The sequence below is a fragment of the Ilyobacter sp. genome, assembly GCF_041583315.1.
Lineage (GTDB): Bacteria > Fusobacteriota > Fusobacteriia > Fusobacteriales > Fusobacteriaceae > Ilyobacter.
In genome coordinates this window covers 1-3,982 of sequence record NZ_JBFHGC010000260.1, presented here as the reverse complement: position 1 = coordinate 3,982, position 3,982 = coordinate 1, and the positions used below count along the sequence as shown (strand labels likewise).

General features: G+C 37.1%; 3 protein-coding genes. All 3 read left to right on the top strand.

Annotation, left to right across the window (positions count from 1 at the left end; all coding sequences use genetic code 11):
* The first annotated feature begins 15 nt into the window (after positions 1–15).
* Positions 16–996: a Gfo/Idh/MocA family protein gene (locus tag ABZA26_RS09475; RefSeq protein WP_372714280.1), complete on the top strand. Its 981-nt coding sequence runs from the start codon at positions 16–18 to the stop codon at positions 994–996.
* 76 nt (positions 997–1,072) lie between these two features.
* Entirely contained in the window at positions 1,073–1,930 is an 858-nt protein-coding gene (locus tag ABZA26_RS09470; RefSeq protein WP_372714279.1) for a patatin family protein, read from the top strand.
* A 268-nt stretch (positions 1,931–2,198) separates the two neighbouring features.
* Positions 2,199–3,982: transglycosylase domain-containing protein (locus ABZA26_RS09465; protein ID WP_372714278.1), on the top strand; the 1,784-nt coding region annotated here is incomplete at its 3' end.

The window sequence follows — 3,982 nt, the reverse complement described above, 5'->3', positions numbered from 1 at the left end:
TTTAAGGAGGAGTTTATGATTAGATTTGGGATAATAGGGACAAATGTTATAACCGATTCGTTTATAGAGGCCGGGAAAAATCTGGAAAATTTTAAGGTAACAGCGGTATGTTCGAGAACAGAGGAACGAGCTCTTACTTTTGCAAAAAAACACAAGATTACGCATACCTTTACAGACATGGGAGAGATGGCTGCCAGTAAGGAAATAGATGCAGTTTATATAGCCAGTCCAAATTCTCTACATTGCAGCCAGGCGATAGAGATCATGAAAGCAGGAAAACATGTTCTGTGTGAAAAATCCATGGGAGCCTCCCTTGCAGAAGTAGAGGAGATGATAAAAACTGCCCAGGAAAATAAAGTTCTTCTGATGGAGGCCATGAAAACAACTTTTCTGCCGAATTTTAAGGTTATAGAGGAAAATATCCCCAGGATAGGTAAAGTGAGAAAATTCTACGGGAATTATTGTCAGTACTCTTCAAGATATGACAAATTTAAAAACGGCGAAATTTTAAATGCCTTCAATCCTAAATTCGGGGGAGGTGCCCTCATGGACATAGGGATATACCTTGTATACGCCGATCTAAAGCTTTTTGGAAAACCAGAAGAGGTAAAGTGTATCTCTAGCATTCTTTCCTCAGGAATCGACGGCGAGGGAAGTATTATTCTAAAGCACAAGAGCTCTACCTCAATACTTTCCTATTCAAAAGTAACAGATTCTGATACCCCTAGTGAGATACAGGGGGAGCTCGGAAATATAATTATAGGAGATATTTCAAGGGGAGGGTCAGTCCAACTGGTGCTGAGAGACGGCACAACTGAAAATCTTACCATAGGTCAGGCAGAAAACATACTCTGTTATGAAATAGGCGAATTCATATCCCTTGCTATGAAAGGAAAAAAAGAATCTAAAATAAATTCCCATCGTCTGGCTCTGAAGGTAGCAGGGGTTTTGGAAGAGGCAAAGAAACAATCGGGGATAACTTTTAATGAAAAGTAAAAGAACTCATAGAAAACAGTAATTTAAATAGAATAGAAAGAAAAGTTTTTTAGAAAGTTGTGAAAGGAGGTGTCAGATGAAGGATATAGGTTTGGTTCTTGAAGGAGGAGGCTTGAGAGCCATATACACTGCCGGTGTTTTGGATTTCTTTCTGGAAAAAAAACTGGAATTTCCCTATGCTGTGGGAGTATCTGCAGGGGCCATATATCCGGCTTCTTATGTCTCAAAACAGAAGGAGAGAAACCTGCAAACACAGATGAGGTACCTCAATGACAAGAGGTATATGGGGTTGAAATATCTCTTGACGACAGGTAACTATATAAATATTGACTTTACCTACAGAAAGATGGCTCACGAACTTGTACCCTTTGACTTTGAAACTTTTATGAAGTCGACTACAGAGTTCAAAGCAGGGGCCTTCAACTGTCAAAGCGGGGAAACGGATTTTTTTTCAAAAGATGACTTCTCCTCAAAAGATAAATTTTTAGAGATACTAATAGCTTCCGGGGGCTTGCCTTTTATCTCGAAAGAGGTTTTTATAGATGGCACACCATATCTTGACGGGGGAATAGCCTGTCCGATCCCCATCGGAAAATCACTAGAAGACGGGAATCAAAAAAATGTGGTTATTTTAACCCAGGACACGGGGTATAAAAAGTCACCTCTTAAGTTTAAAAAAGTTACAAAAGTTTTTTACAGAAAATATCCGAAGGTTGCCGCAGCTCTCATAAACAGGCACAGGGTATATAATGAGTCTCTGGATTTGCTGGATAAACTGGAGAAATCAGGAGATGTATATATAATAAGACCATGCATAAAATTGGATGTTGCAAGACTAGAGACAGATTTGAAAAAAATAAAAGAACTTTACACTTTGGGCATTGAAGATGCCAAAAGACATTACAAAGACCTAATGAAATGGATAAATAACTGAGAAGACTAAAAAAGCCCTGCAAAATGCAGGGCTTTTAATTTAAGTAAATTAAAAAAGGGAGAGAATTAACTACTTATACAAAATTAGTCGACATCTGTATAAAAAAAGTTTAAAATTAATTTCATTTATTTTTATTTAAAAGGAATATTCCTCATATCAAATAAGCTTCATCAGAACATCACATAGATGTGAAATAATATGGCAAGACCATAGACATATTTTGACAGAGCAGTCTATAGATCTAAAAAATTAAGAGGTGTAAATTATTATGAAAAAAATATTTAAGTATTTAATTTTACTTGCAGGAGCCGGGGCAGCAGCAGCTTTTGCCTTAGGGATTATTCTCCTGTTTTCTGCCTATAAGAGCCTTCCTGATATAGAGGAACTGGTGAAATCATACAAAGAATCGGCACCTACAATAATATACGACAGCAAAGGGAATCAAGTGGATCTCATAACTAAACGTAGGGGAGAGCCCATACAGATAGATAAGATTCCGAAAAATATGAGAAATGCAGTTATTGCTATAGAGGATAAGAGATTCTATAGTCACCACGGATTTGATGCGAGAAGACTTGGGAAAGCTGTCTTGGTAAACTTATCAAGGGGAAGAGCTGTCCAGGGAGGAAGTACCATTACTCAGCAGCTTGCAAAAAATGCATTTTTAAGTAATGAAAAAACCCTTCTCAGAAAAGTGAAGGAAGCTCTGATAACTTTGGAAATAGAAAAAAAATATGAAAAAGATGAGATTCTGGAAAAATATCTGAATGAGATATATTTTGGATCTGGATCTTACGGAATAAAGGAAGCTTCAAGGGCGATATTTGATAAAGACGTGTCCGATATAAACCTGGCGGAAGTGTCCCTTCTTGCAGGTGTCCCAAACAGACCTTCTAAATATGATCCAAGAAAGAATTTGGATAAAGCTATAGAGAGAGGGCAGCTGGTTTTAAAACTGATGCTAAAACAGAAATTCATAACTGAAGTAGAATATGAAAGAGCAATGAATCACAAATTTGTCTATGAAAAAGATCAGAAGAACCAGGGAAAGAGCAAGTATGTATCTGTAATACTGGATAAAAGAAGTAAGAGATATTTCAAATCTCCGGAATTCACAGACATAGTGGAAGATGAACTGATCGAGATGTTTGATGAAAAAACAGTTTATGAAGGTGGATTAAAAGTCTATACAGGTCTTGATGTAGATATGCAGAAGATTGCTCTTGAGACTTTTAATAATTATAAGCCATTGGTAAATGATCCAAAACTCCAGGGAGCACTTATTACAATAGATACAGATACAGGTTATGTGAAAAGTATTGTCGGCGGGAAAAATTTCCGTTCTGGAAATTTTAACAGGGCAATTCTGGCAAAAAGGCAGCCTGGTTCTGCATTCAAGCCTTTTGTATACTATACAGCCTTGGAAAAGGGAATACCTATGAATGCCCTGAGAAATGACTCAGCTGAAAAATACGGAAACTGGCAGCCACAGAACTATGATAAAGCAAGCTCTGGAGAGATTACAATTCTTCAGGCTATGGAAAACTCTGTAAATACAATTGCAGTAAAACTTCTGAAAGAAGTTGGGATTTCAAATGTAATAAACAATTTTAAAAAGACAGGAGTTTCTATAGATATTCCACGTGATCTTTCCATCGCACTTGGAACAATGAGTATAACTCCTATGGAACTTGCCACCTCTTATGCACCTTTTTCAAACGGAGGTTATTCAGTACAGCCTATATTTATTACCAAGATAACAGATAAAAAAGGAAATGTTTTGTACGAACAGCCTGTTGTGAAAAAGCAGGTTTTAGACAGTGAAAATATATCACTTATCACTCATATGCTAAAAGATGTAGTAAGCTACGGATCCGGAAGCAGAGCAAGAGTAAGAACAACAAATGGAAAATATGTAGAACAAGGTGGAAAGACAGGAACTACAAATGATTATAAATCTGCATGGTTTGCAGGGGTAACTCCTGAATATGCAACTACCGTATATATAGGTTATGATGATAATACATCCATGCCTTCTAGTGCAAGCGGAGG